The sequence below is a fragment of the Ruegeria sp. CDSC068 genome, from assembly GCF_059610545.1.
Window position 1 is genome coordinate 19554 of the sequence record NZ_JBXWNV010000010.1, and the last position, 16922, is coordinate 36475.

Below are 16922 nucleotides of genomic sequence, written 5' to 3' on the forward strand. Positions count from 1 at the left end.
TTGAAGGTGGTTGTTTACGTCGGTGATCAAGAAGTCGCTCGAGCTGTAGCTGAGAACGATTCAGAGCTCGCGGACGTGTCTGATTACAATATTCGAATGAACGAACGGGCCGCTGAACAGCTGGGCATTCAGGAAAAAGGCCTTGGCGGCCGGATTAAAGGCCACCCTCGAAATCAGACGGCCTGGGCGCTCGTCCGCAAGATCGCAGACCTTTGGCTTGCGGGGACTGGCGCGGGCGAAGAAAGCGTTGAGGCAGAGCTGCCGCCGATGATCCGCAAGTCTGTCCGCGAACTAGATGAGAGGGTCGAAAAGGAATCGAACCAGAGCGAAGATTGGAATGCTGTGATCAAGCAGATTTCTGATGACGAACCGTATTCCCTGGGCTTCTACGCTGACAAATTTGAGTCGTGGACAGCGGACGAGATTGAAGCTCTTCGATGTGATGTGGTTGAGACAGCAACAGAGGAGGAACTAATGGCCGAGGTCGAATGCCGGCGAAGAGCTGGTCTACTGCACAAGGAGGCCTCGAATGATGGCTTCTCAGATCTGGTTGATGATCTCTGGGGCAAACTCGATACAGACCCAGACCGCTAGTACAGCTTACCTGCCGCCATTACCCAAAGTTTAACATAAGAAGTCTATGGCGACTGTCGTTGTAGTAGTGCGCGCTTCTTCTAAGCGCCTCTCCTGCTAGGAACCAAAGCGTCCCGGATAAGTATTTCCCCAACACTGCTCTGCGGAACCATGTACTACCAGTCTTTACGATAAGCATGGTTGATCGCAACCAGCCCAAACCGGACATTCGCAACAAGACTTTGCAATTTCCGAGATCAGGACAAAGCGGTCGATGACGAGAAGCCTAGAGTTTTTAAATTCCAGTATCGAAAATCGAAGGGCGCACGGCATCCTCTTACCTTCGAACAATATAGTTTTGGCGATGAACAACGTACACTGCTCAAATTGAATTCAAAAAACGCTCTATTTCCACTAGGGCTTTAGGCCAGGCAGGATCATACTCTGGCATCGTATTGTTTGCTGTCTCAAGGCCAATAAAGCGCGCCTTCTGGATGCCGGAGGCGAAAATCCTACCTTGTTCAACACTGTGCATCCTGTCTCGATTAGCGTGCATAACCAGAGCCGGACAGGTGATCCGCAGAAGTAGATCGGTTACGTCGACCCCTGCGACCAGTGGTCCAATCTTGAGCCAATCCTGATGGTCCATTGCCACTTTCATAAATTCTGCATAAGTGCGCTGGTCATGCGGACTTGCGGTTGGAGCAAATGATTGCGCCATCAAGTCTCTTGCAGAAGGGTATTCATCGTTCCAGCCTTCAAGGCTCATATCCATCATTGCTTGCCCAAGCGCGGCAATTCCGGGCTGTGAACGCACCGCGAGTCCTTGTGCAAATCCACCGAGTAGAACCAACCCCGAAACACGGTCAGGATTATTTGCGGCAAAAGCCGCGGCAATGGTTGCCCCAAAAGATATACCAAACAGCGGAACTTTTTCGATCCCGGCTGCGTCCAGTACGGCCTCTACATCTTCGACGATCCGATTCAAAGACACATCCTGCACGCCCCTCTGGGACAAGCCATTGTTTCTACCATCAAACCGATAAAGGCAGTGATTTTCAGAAAGCAGCGGCAACCACCCGGCGATGGTGTTCATCGTCCAATCGTATTCCAGATGCCTAAGCCAGTTTGGTGTGACCAGTAACTTTCTACCACTTCCAGTGGATGTCCAGGCAAGCGTTGTACCGTCTTTTGATTTTGCAAAGCGGACGTCTTGAGAGCTAGCCAGCAGCTTGTTCTTTGCGCGTCTTTTGTCACCATCTAAATCAATAGAGTAGGCTTCCACTGGATTTGGAATTCCCTTCAACCGTATCGAGCTTTCTGGTCGCAAAGCAACCGCCAGCGAAGTTCCCGCAACTTCAGCAGCTGTCTTGCTGACGAGACAACTTCCAATATGCGCGCTGGACTGAAGGCGCGACGCAACATTCACGGCCTCTCCGAACAAGTCTGTGCCATTTGGCATTACGTCGCCAACGTGGAGACCTCCTCGAAGTGTTACGTCTTCATCTCTCATCTGATTGAAAATCTGGCTGGCAGCATTAATTGCGTCTGTGGCTGCAACAAACTCAACCAAAGCACCATCTCCCATCAGCTTGAATATTCGTCCTTTGTTTTCATGGACCAACGGTCTGATCACATCGTCCAAAATGCGTTGTAGAGTGTTCAGCGTGGTCTCAGCATCCTCTGACATGCGCTTGGTGTAATCGACGACATCGAGGCTTAGGATCGCAGCAATTTTCCGCTTCATCAGTCGATGTGATCCTTTTAGCTAAACCAATTCCTCTGAACCAAAATTAACAGACGAATAGATTTTTGTGACCAAAACTTGTGCCTGGGCATTTTGCTAAGCCTGCAAGTTCCCAAACTTGCGCTGAAACACACAACCGAGCAAAACGTCCTATTGGCTGGCGAAACCTAGAATTAAGGTGAATGACTAACGCATTTCACGTCGCTAACGAAGGTTCACTTCGAAATATCCAATCTAATGGTATCAGTCCGTAGTTCTTCTCATCTGTGACCGATGGCAGTGAGCGGCCTCATCTGACTGGTCCAAATTGATTGTTAGTGCATCGTTGGCCTGTAATCCATTGGTATGATGGTTTCAGGTGCTGGTGGGCGATAGCCCAGTGCACTGTGGGGCCGCTTTGTGTTGTAGTGTTTTCTCCATTGTTCGATCAGAATTTGAGCTTCGCGCAGGCTGTAGAAGACTTCACCGTTGAGTAGCTCATCCCTGAACCTGCCATTGAAACTTTCACAGTATCCGTTCTCCCACGGGCTCCCAGGTTCAATGTAAGCCGTCTGAGCGCCAACGGCGGCGATCCAGTCTCGCACAGCTTGGGCAACAAATTCCGGCCCATTGTCTGAACGTATGAAACGGGGTGCACCCCGAAGTATGAACAGATCCGTCAGGGCATCGATCACGTCGACCGAGTTCAGCTTGCGCTTCACTCTAATCGCCAGGCACTCCCGGCTGTGCTCATCAAGGATGTTCAGCGTCCGAAAAGCTTTGCCATCGTCGGTTCGGCAATGAACAAAGTCATAGCTCCATACATGATTGCGATACTCCGGCCTCAGCCGGACACATGATCCGTCATTCAGCCAGAGCCGTCCTTTCTTCGGTTGTTTCACTGGCACTTTCAGCCCCTCTCGTCGCCAAAGCCGTTCAATCCGCCCGTCGCTAACAGACCACCCAGCCTCTCTCAGCAGCGCTGCGATCCTGCGATAGCCATATCGCCCGTATTGACGGGTCAACTCGATCATGTCGGCCACCAATCGGGCTTCGTCTGTGCGACCTTGTGGGACACGCCGTTGCGTGGACCGGTGTTGCCCAAGCACGTGGCAGGCGCGTCTCTCAGAAACGTTCAGCTGGTTGCGTACATGGCTGATGCAGGCACGACGACGAGCGGGGCTCAGTAGTTTCCCTTAGCGGCTTCCGTCAGGATCAACTTGTCCAGTGTCAGATCAGAAACCGCACGTCTCAGCCGCTCGTTCTCCTTCTGAAGTCGCTTCAGTTCTTTCAACTGATCCACACCCATTCCGCCGTACTTCTTTCGCCAGCGGTAGTAGGTTTGTTCAACAACGCCGATCTGCCTGATCGCATCAAGACGGGACATGCCTTGCCCCATCAGAACTTCAACCTGCCGTAACTTCGAGACAATCTCTTCGGGCTTTGGTCTCTTGTTTGCCATTCGTGGTCCTCCGTTTCCTAAACATAACGGTGGACCAGTTCAGTTGGGGAGGCTCAAGGAGACCACAGACCCGTAGGATAAACTTAGTGGTTTGTTGAGCTCATCAATGCGCAAAACCCACCGGGAGCACACACCTGCAACCCTATCCTTGCCTTAAGTCTAGAACTCAAGACTCACCCAATAGCAGAAATGACGTCGGCATTCTGCACTTCTGAGTTGAAATCGCGCAAACTAATGCGCAAATCATGCAGACTTATGGGGTTCGTGCACGTTTGTGCGCGTCCCTACAAAATCTGTAGGTGTGCTCATAACGCTGCATCTCCACCATTGATTTTACTCGCAAAAATTCGAGACTTTCGCTCATAATGTCGCGCGCCATTTGCGCATAAATTTGCACGATCTGCCCATAACTTTGCGTGGTTCGAGAGACGCGCTCAATTGACGGTAGTCACCAAACATCTTCTTCAACAAAAAACCCGGGTGCCTCTTAATCAAGAGTGCATTCTGATTGGAAAAACTCAACCCTAATCGGATGAAAGCAGTCCATTCGCAGACTTGTGACAGAACCGCGCTTCAAGAAAGGATATTGCCGTACCCGCGAAGTGAGCGCGTCCAAACCGGCGCGCTCACTATTTTTGGTATTGCCTATCGCCACGGAGTTAAGAGCGATTTATCACTCTGCGGCAACCGCTTCCTCTTCCAGCGCGGGGTAATCGGTGTACCCTTTTTCATTGCCGCCGTAGAGGGTAGTCGGATCGAGCTCATTCAGAGCGGCGCCTTTCTCCAGCCGGTTGACCAGGTCAGGGTTGGAAATAAACGGCCGGCCAAAGGCCACCAGATCGACGGCTCCGGTTTCAACCGCTTCAACCGCCATTTCCCGGTCATAAGCGTTGTTGCCCATTTTCGCACCGTCAAACAATTCATAGAGCGCCTTCAGATCGCCACCTTCCGGAATATCGCGCGGGCCGCCGGTCTGTCCCTCCACGAGATGGAGATAGGCTAGCCCATAACCATTCAGCAATTTGACCGCATGGGTGAATGTCGCCTGCGGGTCACTGTCGGAGATGTTGTTGGCGTCTGAAAACGGGCTGAGGCGGACACCAACACGGTCGGCGCCCCAGACATCGACAACTGCGTCCATGACCTCTTTCAGGAACCGCGCTCTGTTCTCTACGGGGCCGCCGTATGCGTCTTCACGCTTGTTGGACTCGTCCCGCAGGAACTGATCGATAAGATATCCATTGGCTGCATGAACCTCGACACCGTCGAAACCGGCTTTCCGGGCGTTTTCCGCGGCCCACCGGTAGTCGGCGACAATGCCAGCAATTTCTTCGATACCCAGAGCCCGCGGCTCAGATGTTTCAACAAACTGCTCACCATCAAACGTCTTGGCCTTAGCTCCAATTGCGGATGGTGCAACAGGGGCGCCACCATCCTGCTGCAAGCTGTAATGCGAAATCCGGCCCACATGCCAAAGCTGGATTACGATCTTCCCGTCCTTGGCATGGACGGCCTCAGTCACTTTTTTCCAGCCGTTGATCTGCGCTTCGGAATAAATGCCGGGCGTCCAGGCATAGCCCTTGCCTTGGGGCGAAATTTGCGATGCTTCCGTGATGATCAATCCAGCACCCGCCCGCTGGGCGTAGTACTTGGCCTGCAATTCATGGACGCTGTCATCCTCGGCTCTGGCCCGGTTGCGGGTCAGTGGCGCCATGACAATGCGGTTTTTCAGCTCGATTGCACCAGCTTTGATGCCGGAGAACAGTTTTTCATCAACCATTGCTGCTTCCTTCTTTGGTAAACTTTGATCAGATATTATTGGACCAATCAGTCCAATATTATGGTCACTGTCTCTTGTTTGAGTTTGTGTTAGGTTTCATTTCCTTTTGGTGGCGGGGGCCTTATGGCGAAATCACCAACCGGGCTTGTTTCAGGGTTTGCGATATCTGCTCATCGGGAACGCCCGCCTTACGCAAGGCTAGTGTGCCGATTGCAAGGGACGCAAAGGCGCGTGCCTTGTCGAGTACCTGTCCCGGATCCGAAGGCTCAAGCGCTCTTGCAATAATCTCGTCAATACTCTCCAAATGCCGTCGCCCGAGAGCCGCCACTTCATCATCATGAGGAGCAAGCTCCGTAAGGCAATTGATCAGCATGCAGCCGTCACGACCACCTTGCGGGTTCGCCAAAGCTTCCATTATCGCACCAACGGGGTCATTTCCGCCCGCATCTGCAACGTCACGCAGATTTTTTAAACCACGCCTTGAATAGTGCCTGAGAGCTTTGTGAAACAAAGCCTGCTTGTTGCCGAACGTTCCATAGAAACTGGACCGGCTCAAATCCATGGCCTTGGTCAGATCATCCACGGACGCGGTCTCGTAGCCCTTGTGCCAGAATACGCACAAGGCTTTTTCCAAAGCCTCAGCTTCGTCAAAGGCACGAGGTCTACCCGGGCCAGCGGGTGATTTGATGTCGCCATTTGGGAGAGTTTTTTTGCTCATGCGCATGATTTGGAATGATTGGTCCAGAAATTCAAGGTGGCGGTATGAAATTTTTGGAATGGTCAGTCCGTATTGTGACCAAAGAAAGGAATTTAGGTCTGTAGAAATGCAAAACCTCCCCATCGCGATTGGTGTCACGCCAACCTTTGGATCGGGACTTTTTTGTCTTTTTGCGGGAGTGTCAGAAGAAGAGGATCGTGATCGTAGAAAAGAGAGTCCACCTCGGTACTAGTTTCCAACACTGGACAGAGTGACTGGCGGCTTTGTCCAATGCTTGGATGTTGACCACTCGCAAACCAAAAATCGGTTCGGTAGATCCATGGCCAATGCCTTCAGCTTGTGAGGATTACTACCCCAATGGGTAACAAAGCCACGAGTTCTGAACTGGTTTTACGAGCATAAAAACGGCGGGCCATCGTAAGCAAACCAACAATAATTTCAGCGCGCTAGATATAAAAAACGATGTTAGCTGAAGTTTAATTTGCCCAATGTGAACTTCTTAACTTTGGCTAGATTAATTTTTTGGCAGTATCGTTTCATGAGTTGTTAGTGAGTTCAGTGAGTAAGTAGATGTATTTGCATAAATTCGAGGGGCATTGTTGCGCGGTCAATGACATCCGGATGGATGATTTTGCGCGTGAGTATTCGTTGCTGGACGATGCCGGCGTGCACGCACAATGGCAGAAGGGCTCCTGGCAGATCACGCGGATAGCCGACATCTGGACACGAACCGGGAAGGTTCTTTCTTTGCCTTACAATGGGGCCAACGCCTATCCATCTTTCCAGTTTGCTGAGGATGGAACCCCGCTTCCTTTGATGGAAAAAGTGTTGAAAGCCCTGCCACGTGAAATGACCCCGTGGCAATCCGCGTTCTGGTTAACCTCACCCAAATTGGAACTCGGAGGGGCAAGCCCGGCAAATCGCATTCAGACCGGCGATGACTGCATAGTCGATATCGCAGGCGAAGCTGGTGGTCTAATGGCGGCTTAGTGTTAGCTTTTGGTCACTCATACGTCGTACAGCATCTGGCAAATTCGTGTCTCCCCTGCTTTTTCTGCCTCCGGCATGAATAGCGAGTTCAGGGCACTCAAATGTCCATTCTCTTCTGAGGGTTCAGTGATAATACCAAGCAGTCCAACCATAGATAAGACTGGCTAAGAGCATACTGAAATACGGGTACTAACTAGGTCTTCGCATATCGATACCCGTTGGAGAAAACCCCACCGACAAGTACAGTTGTTCCGCAAATCTGTTATCTGCCGCTACGCGTAGCCGAAACTCAACAAACTCGGTTTCTGCATATTTCTGTCAAACAGACTTCACCGTTCAAACACAGCCATCATCTGCCTGCGCAATCGCGCCAGATCCTCATCCACACTAGCGGTAGGATCGCACGCGAATGTTGGCAATGCCTCCACACGGATCGTCCCGCTGCGCGGTAAATGTTTGCCGCGTGGAAGTAGACTATCGCTGTCGTGGATGACAATAGGGGTGATCGTGCGGCCGGTTTCTCGGGCGACTAAGACAGCACCCGCTTTAAAGTCCCCTAGCGAGTCTGTTTTGGCCCGGGTGCCTTCTGGGAATAGCACAATGGAACAGCGGGCAGGCATTTCCCGGACGGCCTTTATCAGCGTATCCATGGCCGTTGAACCGGAGTCCCGGTTGATAGGGACGAGACCCGCTCCATCAAAACCAGTACGCAGGAGTTTGCTGTTCCAGAACTCTGATTTCGCCGCGAAAGTGAACCATTTGGTGTCGGGCACCACATGCATGAGACTGAAGCCATCGAGATGGCTACGGTGGTTAACCACGATGATGCTGTTGGTGTCGGCGGCGAGGGCATTCTTTTCCTCAGGACGCATCTCGACGCGAATGCTGAGGAGCCACAGCAGGCGGGAACATGACCGTTTCACCAGGCGCCAATACCAACCCCGAAACCCTCTGCGCCGAATGCAAAGAAGAGGGGCAAAGGCCACGAAGAGGAAATAAAACAGGCCGACAAGAACCAGTATGGCGCGCTTGATAAGGCGTATTGGCAATGGGTCAATGGCGCGAGTAGCGCGGTCTTGACCGTCAGTTGAAAAGGGCATGACGTCCTCTGATAGGGCCTGTGGCTGCTGCGTAAGCCACGAATAAAGGCCACCGGAGGTCCTCCGGCAGCGCTTTGACATGCGCCACTTGCGAAGGAAGACAGCCACCGCACACCTCTCTATCTGTCGAAGTCAGTACCAGATCAATGAGAAAAGACGACGTAGGGGAATGTATTTTGATGCTTCAGTGTGACTTGAGTACCAACTGACCGGCCTTGGCTTAGTAAATCGGTAAACCGTCAGATGACCGGATTGAGCCCCGCAGGGGGCTTCATTTGCAAGCCATGCTAAGATACCGCCAATCCAGTCGCACTCCACGTAATCACAATTCAGTTCCGCGAAGTTTTTGTACTGCGAACATGGAGCAGGCGTTCATAGTCCGTGAGGGTTCAGCGGATCAGAGGCGCACTCATTAGCTTCTTTCTCTCGATGTCCAACTCGTCGATTCCTGCATCTCTAAGCAGTCGATGCGTCAGGTGGACCGGGTCGCAACCTGTTTGTATCGACGGCTTGAGAAAGCCCAGAAGCCATCCCCTCAAATCAAATCGGCCAAAGTGCTTTGGAGCTGCCTTAGTTTCGTGAATCTCAAACTCGTTTTTATCAATGGGTTTCATAGTCGCCTCCAGAAATTGTCATTCCTCGACCATGCAACGCTGCGACCTTCGCCCTCAAACGTTGATACTTGACACCTATTGTTCCAAAAAGTCACAAAGGGTCGTGCCGAGACTTTTACCCCCCCTAAACGCATTGCGCGCCTTTGAAGCGGCGGGTCGATTGGGCAGTTTCACCAAGGCCGCCGCAGAGTTGGGCGTCTCCCATTCCGCCATTTCCCGACATGTAAGAGGGCTGGAGGCGCGTCTGAACGTTCATCTCTTCCGCACCCAGAACAGCGGTGTTGCACTGACCGATCAAGGTCGAACATACCTGACGGAGATTACTCCGGCCTTTGACCGGATCGCTCTGGCTACGGAGGTACTTTCGGTTCCCCCCAAAGGCACCGTTACGCTGACGACAGAAACCACAGTTGCCCAGAAATGGCTAATCCCTCGGCTTACAAGTCTTAAGACCCGTCACCCCGAAATTGATCTGAAACTGTCCGTAACTACTAAGGTCATGGATATTGAAGCCCATGATTTCGACATTGGGGTGAGATATTTGAGAACCGGATCGGTTGATGGATACCATCTGCTGTTTCAATCTGAAGTTCGGGCTTATGCGGCACCCGGTTTTGCGCCGATTTCAGATGGCAAATTGGATATTGAGGCGCTTGCTCGCGGCCCTTTGATTGAAGAAGCTACGTTCAGCCTGTGGACTGATTGGTTCAAGCGGGCCGGACTTAATGAGGTCCCTGACCTCAAATTGCCCCATCCACTTGGCGCATTATTGGCAATCCAATCGGCAGTCGCCGGTCTAGGAGCAGTGCTGATGGACAAGAATTTATGTGGACCTGAACTTCAATCGGGCGTTTTGGTTGAACTCGCGGACATCGAAATCCCATTCGGCGGGTATTACCTGGCAGTCAACAATCGCGCCGGGCGCCGCAAAGCCGTTCGCGCCGTCTGCCAATGGCTGATCGATGAATGCGCAAGCAATTGAGGAAACGAAAGGCTGAAAGCCCGTGCTATTGATTTATCGCAATTCGCAAAAGATTGAGACGATCCCGTCGACTGTTACTGCTTTGTCCCTGTTCAAACACAATCGCCAAGCGCCAAAAGCTAACATTGTGCCAAGTATTTACGCCATTTGTTTTGGGAGAAATACCGAATGACTAGTTCAGAGATCGTAGTTCGACGAATGTCAGAAACAGACAATGATGCAATGTCTAAACTGCTTGGTGATGTTTTTAGCAGGCGTGATCCTCCCGCCGTTTCAACTAAGTTCTCGCTTGAAAAGCTCGAAAAGATCGCCGAACTATTTGGATCAAAATCAGCAAAGGAGGGTTTGTCGTCTGTTGCTCTCGATGAAGCTTCTGGTGAAATAGTAGGCGCAGTTCTGGCACATGACTTCGGTCAACCGCCCCCTGATGGGATTGATGCAGTGGAATTGGACTCTGAGCCAGTCATCAAGCTAATTGATGAGCTGGAAGGCTTTTTTTCAAAGACGCACGACATTCAGGAAGAGAGGTTTCTTCATATATTCATGATCGCCGTGCGTGATGATTTCTCAAGAAGAGGAATTGCGCAAAGCTTGCTGGACTCTTGTCTAAGCCAAGCTGAAAGATCCGGCTACCGGATTGCTTTCGCCGAAGCGACAAACCGGTTTTCACAAAGCATGTTTTTGAAAGCGGGCTTCACCAGCACTCATTCGATTGGCTACGAAGACTTCGAACTCAACGGGCAGCGACCTTTTCTGGACATCAAGGACGAAGGGGCTTGTGTGCTAATGGAACTCGATCTTTCGACGTAAAAAACTACCCGCACCGCTCCGTCGTCATCTCGATAAACACCCGTGCAGAGCTTGCCCACGTCAGAGCACGGCAGCACCGAGCCCAGTACTACCGCCTTGGTGATTTTGCGAGCACGGTAGATACGGTGCGCGTCTTTCTACTTCTTGTGATCGCGATTGCGCCCAGCACTAAGGCACATGCCAAAGCTTGAGGAAAAGAGATGGCTTCGCCAAAGGCAAGATATCCCACGGCAAACATCGTGGGTAATTCGATGCTTCCGACGACCGCAGTTTGGGAAGCCCCAATAACAGGTGAGCATATCGTGTAGATAAGCTGGGGCACGAAAGCGGTAACCAGACCAATACCAACAATGAAAAGCCAATCGGATTGTTCCCTTGGGAGAAGCTCTCCAACCTCAGCTCCAAGGATGAGCGGCGCGAGGCCCAGTACAGACCCCAGAGAAACTGACGCGATACGTGCCAACGGCGCAATCCGTGACAACCTGTGTACCAGGACGCAAATTCCGAAGCCAAACCCAAATGGGGCGGCAAGCGATAGCAGCAGCGTTGGTAGGTGTTCCGCAGCCACTGACGCAGGCGAGCCAGCAATGACAGCTGCCACCATAATCAGACCAGCGGCCAACATGGCGCGTCGCGTGGGTGCATCGCCAAACACAGCCCAGGCAATAACTAAGGTGAACACCGGATAGGTCATGTAAAGCACACCCACTGTCGATGCGGGCAGCTTCTCCAGCGCCGTTACATATCCGATCCAACCAAGCCCCATTACGGCTCCGGCGGAAAGACCCCAAGTGATCTCTCGCCATTCTTTTCGGTGCACGATGAGAACAGGAAGCAGAAGAAGAGCCGCAATAATGTAGCGGTAGAATGCGACCGCATAGGGTGCAACACCCTGTTCGGTCAGGCTGCGGCTGAAAAAGGGAACCAGCCCGAAACAGATTGAAGCAAAAAGAACACCAATAACCGCAAATGCGTAAGGGATGGGCGTTCGATTTCGCGCAGATGTCGTGGCCATAATCTGGAGTTATCACGCATTTGCATCGTCGTCTTTAGAGATTCTACGAACGACTGCTTTGTCCGCATAGCGGTCGATTGCCACGTTTCGTTGGATGTCCGCATCGAGCCCTGTCTAACAAATGCTGCAATCAGCACGAACTAGGAGTATGGGCTGAAACCCGACTTTGAGGGGGTGGCAAGCGAGAATAATGATCCATGACAACGCCATGAAATGTGCACGGTGATAAAATGCAGCTATGACGTCACAGCAACGTCACCGTCCTATTTGGACTTCTAGAGATCTGTGCACATATTTTTCTGCGAAAGCACAAAGGAACAAGCCTATGCCTAAACGACTTTCCCAATCTGCGCCGTCTGTTACAGCCCTTTGCGTCGCTGCCTTGGTCTCTGGTGGTGCCGCGGCGGAATCCACAAGCGCCACGCTTGACGCGCTTGTCGACAGTCGGGAAATTCCGGTTACGGTTGATAACTTTACCCGTGCAGCGACGGATGCAGAGCTGGACAAATACGTCTCACTGGCCGGTGGCGTGAATGAATTTTTCCATTTCCGCACACCGACTCCGGTGGAAAATCAGCCGACGATCCGCATGAACCGTGACACGCTCTACAGCACAGCTGTTGTCGATATTAGCGAGGGCGCGACCCTGACGCTGCCCGAGGTGGGTGGGCGATATATGACCGCGATGATTGTGAATCAGCACCACTATATCAACGAAGTCTACTTTGGCGGCGGCACCTACACTCTGGACACAAAGACATTCGATACCCCCTATGTCATTGTGTTCATGCGCGTACTGGTGGACGCGTCTGATCCAGACGACGTGGCCGCCGTGAACGCGATCCAGGACGCGATGATGATCGAGGCGGCGTCATCCAAACCCTTCATCTCTCCGGATTACAATCAAAAGGATCTGGAGGACTTGATTTCAGAAACCCTAAAGTTGGGCCGATTTGCGCCCGATGCAACACGCACCTTTGGGCCCAAGTCCGAGGTTGATCCCTTACGCCACTTCATTGGCACGGCGGTCGGCTGGGGCGGTTTGCCGGAAACCGAAGCGTTCTATTTGAGTGTCGAACCAAACCTGCCCGTCGGAACCTACAAGATCGACGTCCCGGCAGACGTGCCTGTTGGGGCATTTTGGTCTGTCAGCCTCTATAATGCGGCCGGTTTCTTTGAGGAAAACGCACGCGATGCTTACAACGTCAACTCAATCACCGGAACGCCCAACGATGACGGCAGCATGACGGTACATCTGGGGGGCTGCGACACGGATGCGGTCAACTGCTTGCCCATCATGGATGGGTGGAACTATACGGTTCGGCTCTATCGTCCGGGGCCCGAAGTTCTGGATGGCAGCTGGACATTTCCCGCCGCCCAACCTGTGAATTGAGTGAAAAAGGAACAGACCATGAAAGCTCTACTTGCCTTCGTCCTGTGCGCTCCGACGTTTGTTTTGGCCGAAAACGTCACTGTTGAAAACTTTGTACGCGCCGAGTCGGATTTTAATATCCGGGGCAACATGAAGACCTTCGGCTTTGGCGTGGGCGAGTTGCATCACCTGCGCGAACCAACGACCACCGAGGATCAGCCAACGATCCGGATGAATCAGGATACTCTGTATTCCGGACTTGTGGTGGACCTGTCAAAGCCTGTGGAGATCACGCTGCCTGACCTGGGCGGGCGGTATCAGTCGATGCATTTGGTCAATCAGGATCACTATATGTTCGCTGAGGCAAGACCCGGGACCTACAGGCTGACCGAAGAAGAGGTCGGCACCCGCTTTGCCTTCGTGGCCTTCCGTACATTCGTTGATGTCACCAACCCTGACGACATCGCAAAGGCCCATGCCGCGCAGGACGCGATCAAAACAAGCGGCGGCGGCAAAGGACCATACGAGGCGCCGGATTGGAACCTGGATAACCTTGGGGTGGCGCGCAAGGCGCTGAGTGATGTCGCGGTGCTTGGCTTTAATTCAAAATATGCGTTTGGCACCAAAGACGAGACACGGCCCATTGACCACCTTGTCGGCGCTGCCGCTGGTTGGGGTGGCCTGCCGTTCACTGCTGCGTCTTATGTCATCGACAGCGTTTCCGAAAATGATGGCGAAACCCCACACGCCGTGACCGTCAAGGACGTCCCGGTGGACGCGTTCTGGTCCATCACCATCTACAATGCCGACGGCTACCTGGAACCTAACGGTATGGGGGTGAACAGTTACAACAACTTCACAGCAACACCAGACGATAATGGGGCCTACCTGATCCATTTTGGTGGCTGTGACGATGGCCGGGCCAACTGTATCCCGATTTCACCCGGCTGGAACTACACCGTCCGCCTTTACGAACCACGCTCCGAAATTCTGGACGGCAGTTGGACCTTCCCGGCTTTCGAGCCTGTGGACTGACTTGGGCTCGGCCCAAAATCGTGGCTCAAAGCTGACATGCGCGGAATTCATCGCCATGTTCAGCTGTGGGACGGAAGCGGCTATTTACCGAACGGCCATCAAGGTCGGAAAGGTCCGCAACCCGGAGCTGAAAAGCCTATTTTAGAAGGTCCGGTTTGGGCCGTCCGCGAAACTTTGCAAAGGTCGCTATCTGCGCATTTCTGTCATTGGGGCATCGATCAGCATCGGTCAAAGTGGGCTCGATGCGGCCATTATCCGCGGCTTGCATGTTTGGCAGGTCCAGCCCAATCCGGACACTTAATCCAAGACTTTGCAATTCCGACTTGCGGACAAAACTGACCTTGGCGTCTACACCTTCGCTGACGCAGGATCCACCGCACTGGCAACAACAGCTCTTCCCTTCAACAGGGAAAATCGCCAAAGCGGCCGTTCCACAACGGGCTTTGGAGCTCCTTGGTCGCTCTTTGACCAGACGGCGCTCTGGCATGGAAACAAAGGGGCTTGGCTCAGCGCATAACCAAAGCTAGCGAATAGGCGTCAGGATCATGAAATTGGGCTTCTTCGCGCAAGGAGGGCGAAGACAGGCAACATTGTTACGATCCAGACCACGCTATAAATTGCGGATGGTATGGCATATTCGCTTAACCCATTGGTGTTAGGCAACAGCAAAGTAGCAATTGCGATTCCCAAAGCTCCGTTTTGAACGCCGGTCTCAATTGAAATCGTCTTCGCCTCGATGTCTGTGCATCCGAGCATCCCTGAACTCATGATGCCAATAAACGTGAGTGACGCACCTACAACAAAAAGTGCGGGTCCAAGCCTAAGGTAGTTATCCGCGACCACCACCCAGTTTGAAATGATAGCGCCTCCGATGACCATCGCAAAAAGTAGCATAGAGACCTTGCTAAAGATTGGTTCGACCGCAGCTACAATTCGCGGCGCCAAGGATCGCGCGATCACCCCGGCTAGGATCGGTGAAGCTGTTAAAAAAAACATTGCTAAAGCCGTCGAAGAAATGTCGATAGCGGGCGCAGTTGCCCCCATGAACATCTGCATCGAAAACCCCAGGATGAGCGGTACGGTAACGACACAAGTCAGACTGAAGACTGCTGTAAGAGTAACGGACAAAGCGACATCCCAATTCGAAAGCTTGGTCACGATGTTACTGATCACCCCGCCCGGACAGGCCGCTAAAATCATGATGCCAACGGCTGCCTCAGCGGAAATCCCAAAGATAAAAGTCACCATCAAAGCGATGCAAGGCAGCAAAATGATCTGGTTGAGAGCGCCGACGCAAAAGGCCCGTGGACGTCGTCCGATGCGTTGAAAGTCAGCCGCTGTGAGTCCGAGGCCAAGGCAGAACATGATGACAACAACTGCGAGCGGCAGCAGCACAGATATGAAAATTTCGCCCATCTACCATGACCTCTATGGCTGCATGCTTCCGCACGCTTTCGGACGATACCGTTCAGAAAACCTGATGACGAGTGTTATCAGTTTGGCGCATTTATCCTCAAGCGCCCGAAGATCGAGGCTGTCTCTATTTATTATACCTATCACAGGGTTGGACGATCTGGCGTGAAAGAGCTTTCCAGTGCTAATCTCACTGTATGGCAAGTGTAACTTACGCATTCGCCCGCGCGATGGCCAACGCCGCCGGGATGACGCTAAACGACGATGGCGCCCTGATTTCGAATGGCGCTGTCGTGCTGCGTCTACCAGAAGCTCAAGACGGCCAATTGGCGGATGATGCGTATTTCGATCTGATCGATTGGATTCGTACGCAACAAGCGGACGAGGCCGCGTTGGTTGAGGCCTATGCGAACGCGATTGCGACCGATGATCTCGGCGTCCTTGGCCTAGCCGTAAAGACAGCTCCGACCTTGCGGCAATCTTTGCAACGGATCGAGCGTTATTTTCGTCTCGTAACGGACACCGCAGTTTACAGACTTGATGAAACCGGCGATCCGGTCCTTTGGATTTTTGAGGGACAAACATCACATCGCGCTGCCTTGGAGCTGCGCAACGAATGCGCGCTTGCGGCCTTTGCGAGGAACATGCATCGGTTTGTGGGTGATGGGTTGTCGCTCGCATATGTCACGTTTCAGCATCCATGCAGACAAGAACCAGAGCGTTACGCCGAATATTTCGGGTGCCCGGTTCGATTTGGGAGCGCCCACAACGCCATTGCTATGCGCCCTGCTATGCTGGAAAGCGAAAATCGTCTTGGCGATCCGGGCTTGTCAGATTTCATGACGAAGCACCTGGATGAGGAGTTCAACTCTCGCGATGACGACACCTCACTGAGCCAAGCAATTGTCCACCGGCTTACACCGGCCCTGAGTAACGGCGCGCCGCAAGCAGCGCATGTCGCACAAGAGATGGGAATGAGCGAGCGCACGCTTTACCGCAGGTTGGCCGAGGAAGGGCTGACCTATCGCGACGTTCTTGGTCAGGCACAAGTTGCACTTGCTCGTGACCTGCTCCGTGACGGTAAGGCTTCCATAGCCGAGATCGCCTTTATGACCGGGTTTTCGGAACAGAGCACGTTCAGCCGCGCCTTCAAGCGCTGGGTTGGCCAGGCTCCGGCACGATTCAGGCAGCAGGCGACCTCCGACTAGGCACACACCTCAATACCACATGGCAGGTTCGGCCAAAACCTTGGCAGGGCGGGCCGATACCTCAATCGATGTGGTGCATAACTTCTTCTTTGTCAGATCCACCTGGGGCGCTGCCGAGTAAAGC

Annotated in this window: 15 protein-coding genes; 7 read left to right on the plus strand and 8 right to left on the minus strand. The window is 52.7% G+C overall.

Annotation, left to right across the window (positions count from 1 at the left end; genetic code table 11):
* Positions 1–594 (plus strand): hypothetical protein, encoded by a 594-nt coding sequence (locus AC2FID_RS18290; RefSeq protein WP_496838078.1) that lies wholly within the window; start codon positions 1–3, stop codon positions 592–594.
* 361 nt (positions 595–955) lie between these two features.
* Here the strand turns inward: AC2FID_RS18290 and AC2FID_RS18295 are convergent, their stop codons facing one another.
* From AC2FID_RS18295 to AC2FID_RS18310, 4 genes are all read right to left on the minus strand, one after another.
* Positions 956–2320, minus strand: coding sequence for an alpha/beta fold hydrolase (locus tag AC2FID_RS18295; RefSeq protein WP_170806685.1), 1365 nt, complete (start codon positions 2318–2320; stop codon positions 956–958).
* A gap of 314 nt (positions 2321–2634) precedes the next feature.
* A protein-coding gene (locus AC2FID_RS18300) for an IS3 family transposase (RefSeq protein WP_496838080.1) occupies positions 2635–3761 on the minus strand; the annotation gives its coding sequence in 2 pieces (ribosomal slippage) (positions 2635–3497 and positions 3497–3761; 1128 coding nt in all).
* Positions 3762–4434: 673 nt separating this feature from the next.
* The gene (locus AC2FID_RS18305) at positions 4435–5541 is read right to left on the minus strand and encodes an alkene reductase (protein ID WP_282121587.1); all 1107 of its coding nucleotides are present in this window, start codon (positions 5539–5541) and stop codon (positions 4435–4437) included.
* 121 nt (positions 5542–5662) lie between these two features.
* Complete coding sequence (locus AC2FID_RS18310; protein WP_282121586.1) at positions 5663–6397, minus strand: TetR/AcrR family transcriptional regulator; 735 nt, start codon at positions 6395–6397, stop codon at positions 5663–5665.
* Positions 6398–6829: 432 nt separating this feature from the next.
* Between AC2FID_RS18310 and AC2FID_RS18315 the strand changes: the two genes are divergently transcribed.
* Positions 6830–7249, plus strand: a complete 420-nt coding sequence (locus AC2FID_RS18315) for a hypothetical protein (protein WP_282121585.1) — start codon at positions 6830–6832, stop codon at positions 7247–7249.
* Positions 7250–7578: 329 nt separating this feature from the next.
* On the opposite strand, the gene AC2FID_RS18320 is transcribed toward AC2FID_RS18315, so the two are convergent.
* On the minus strand, positions 7579–8349 hold the full coding sequence (locus AC2FID_RS18320) for a lysophospholipid acyltransferase family protein (protein WP_282121584.1): 771 nt from the start codon (positions 8347–8349) through the stop codon (positions 7579–7581).
* Positions 8350–8738: 389 nt separating this feature from the next.
* Entirely contained in the window at positions 8739–8963 is a 225-nt protein-coding gene (locus AC2FID_RS18325; protein WP_282121583.1) for a hypothetical protein, read from the minus strand.
* 103 nt (positions 8964–9066) lie between these two features.
* Here AC2FID_RS18325 and AC2FID_RS18330 point away from each other — a divergent pair, with 103 nt between their 5' ends.
* The gene (locus AC2FID_RS18330) at positions 9067–9945 is read left to right on the plus strand and encodes a LysR substrate-binding domain-containing protein (RefSeq protein WP_496838083.1); all 879 of its coding nucleotides are present in this window, start codon (positions 9067–9069) and stop codon (positions 9943–9945) included.
* Between the two features lie 168 nt (positions 9946–10113).
* A complete protein-coding gene (locus tag AC2FID_RS18335) occupies positions 10114–10755 on the plus strand; it encodes a GNAT family N-acetyltransferase (protein WP_282121581.1) in 642 nt (213 codons plus the stop codon).
* 88 nt (positions 10756–10843) lie between these two features.
* Here AC2FID_RS18335 and AC2FID_RS18340 read toward each other — a convergent pair whose 3' ends face one another.
* Positions 10844–11770: a DMT family transporter gene (locus AC2FID_RS18340; RefSeq protein WP_282121580.1), complete on the minus strand. Its 927-nt coding sequence runs from the start codon at positions 11768–11770 to the stop codon at positions 10844–10846.
* A gap of 325 nt (positions 11771–12095) precedes the next feature.
* Between AC2FID_RS18340 and AC2FID_RS18345 the strand changes: the two genes are divergently transcribed.
* A complete protein-coding gene (locus AC2FID_RS18345) occupies positions 12096–13163 on the plus strand; it encodes a DUF1214 domain-containing protein (RefSeq protein ID WP_282121579.1) in 1068 nt (355 codons plus the stop codon).
* Positions 13164–13181: 18 nt separating this feature from the next.
* Entirely contained in the window at positions 13182–14177 is a 996-nt protein-coding gene (locus AC2FID_RS18350) for a DUF1254 domain-containing protein (RefSeq protein ID WP_282121578.1), read from the plus strand.
* Positions 14178–14720: 543 nt separating this feature from the next.
* Here AC2FID_RS18350 and AC2FID_RS18355 read toward each other — a convergent pair.
* Entirely contained in the window at positions 14721–15593 is an 873-nt protein-coding gene (locus tag AC2FID_RS18355; RefSeq protein WP_142639611.1) for a bile acid:sodium symporter family protein, read from the minus strand.
* Between the two features lie 194 nt (positions 15594–15787).
* Between AC2FID_RS18355 and AC2FID_RS18360 the strand changes: the two genes are divergently transcribed.
* A complete protein-coding gene (locus tag AC2FID_RS18360) occupies positions 15788–16798 on the plus strand; it encodes an AraC family transcriptional regulator (RefSeq protein WP_142639613.1) in 1011 nt (336 codons plus the stop codon).
* Positions 16799–16922: the final 124 nt, after the last annotated feature.